The sequence below is a fragment of the Oceanivirga salmonicida genome, assembly GCF_001517915.1.
Lineage (GTDB): Bacteria > Fusobacteriota > Fusobacteriia > Fusobacteriales > Leptotrichiaceae > Oceanivirga > Oceanivirga salmonicida.
Genome location: NZ_LOQI01000119.1, coordinates 1 through 2,128 on the forward strand (window position 1 = coordinate 1; position 2,128 = coordinate 2,128).

Here is a 2,128-nt window from a genome sequence, read left to right on the forward strand (position 1 = left end):
TAAGGGTCTTTCATACTTATGTCTATAAAAGTTGCAGCAAATCCTTTCTTTACATCTACTTTTATTTTTTTGGGGTCTATAATAAGACCTCTCTCTTTTTCAAGTCTACTTGTTAACTCAATAGCTTCTTCACTTATTTTTTCCTCTTTTACTTTTTTGGGTGAAAATATAACAAATCCCACTATAACAATAATTAATAAAATTATTAATCCCATAAGTGTTAAATCTCTTTTCATTTTTATAATCCTATTCCTTTAAAAAAAATTTATTAAAACCAATTGAATATATCATTTATAATTTTTTTCCCTTTATTTATATCATTATTTATAACTTTTATATTTTCATTTATTTCTCTCTTTAAATCTTTACTTGCACTTCTTAAAATTATAGTGATAGTATTATAATTTTTATTTGAAAATTTATAATCTCTTACTTTTCCATTTGTATAATCTTTTATATTTTCAAATTTTTCGTGTGGAAAATTATTAATGGCTTGATAATCAATTGTATCTAACTCGTGTAAATCTTTTAAGACTATAAGATCGTCAGAAAATATTTCATTTAATAAATCATTTTCTAATTTTCTTAAAGTTGAGTTATTATATTCTGCTTTAAAATATATATTACTTGTATTTTGGTATCCTTTAACTTTTTGATATTCTACAAATTTACTAGGGAAATTATTTATTGATATTCCATTAATGGTTTTTGTTAATAATGAAAATGGTGAACTAAAATTAAATGCATCCTTTGATATTTCATCATTTTCATTTCCTTTAGGCAAATGAGAATCAAATGTAATTGCTTGAACACCTTTAACTTCTTTTTCAGTATGTAATGCTTCATAACCAGCTTTTGAATAAGCTAACATCAATATTTGTTTATCAGGATTTTTATTCAAAAATCTTTCTACTGATTCTTTTGTTTTAATTGCATGATTTAATGATTTGAATAATCCTAATTCATGTGCTAATAAATTAGCAAATAACCAATCTTGTTTCATCCCTTTGATATCTTTAAAAGTTGGATCAAATCTACTAGCTCTAGGAATTGCATATACTATCTCTTTTCCGTTTTTGGCTTTTTTACCACTACTAATGTATATTATTTTTTGACCATTTTCATCAGATTCTTCTTTTAGAAATTTCATAGTACTTCCATACTTTTCATTTAATTCTTTTAAAATATCATTTCTTTTAACTGATGATAAATTTTTAAATTCAATGTATCCTATCTTTTGTGCTAAATCTGCATATAGTCTTAAATCATCTTTAGGTTCTACATAAGAAAAATCATTAATTGGATTTTTTATTATAGCATCTACTTCTTTATCAAATCTTACTTCATCTACATAAAGTCCTTCAAATTCTTTTAAATAATCTGCTACTTTTTTAGCAACTTTCATCTTATCTTTCTCATTTAATTTTCTAAATTCTTTTTTAGAACTCTCTAATAATTTCTTTTGTTTTAGTATTTCTTCTTTAGTGGCTTCTTTATGGTCTAAATAATATCTCATATTTTTGTAATTAATATCATCTGACAATGTTAAATCTAAGTTTGTATAACCATCTTTTACTTTAATACCATCTCTTTTAACGGTTTCTCTATCTAAATTTTTATCTTTATATGTATATCTATTTGCTTCATATATTATAAGATTTTTAAGATTCTTTAAATCAGTTATATCTATTCTATCAAGATGTATAGTTAATTCATTATTTTCATCCGTTGAGGCTTTTCCATAAAATTTGCCTTCCCTAGTAAATTTAATTTTTTTAAATTTTTTGCCTTTTATACTTGAAAGATGATTTGTAAATTGTTCTAATATAATCTTAAATTCTTTCTTAAATTTTATTTTTTCTTCATCAGATGAATTTTTTATTTTTTCTACTAATTCATATACTTTTTTTTGAGTTTCTTTAATATATAAATTTTCAGTGTTTGCATTTACTATTCCTAATCTATTTCTTATTTCATCTTTAAATTTCTTTTTAGGATTTTCTATTATATCTTCTATTGCCATAGCATATGCTTTAGGAGTATTTATAACATTTGTTAAATCATCTGCAAACTTTAATGCTCCACCTGGCATCGCTAAGTCTAAATGCAAGTTATAGTCTACACCATG

General features: G+C 23.2%; 2 protein-coding genes. Both read right to left on the bottom strand.

The features are described from left to right. A partial coding sequence (locus tag AWT72_RS08445) for a hypothetical protein (RefSeq protein WP_156413131.1) occupies positions 1-236 on the bottom strand: 236 nt, incomplete at its 3' end. A 32-nt stretch (positions 237-268) separates the two neighbouring features. Beyond that, positions 269-2,128 (bottom strand): hypothetical protein (locus AWT72_RS08450; protein WP_197407652.1); only part of this gene is annotated, 1,860 nt, incomplete at its 5' end.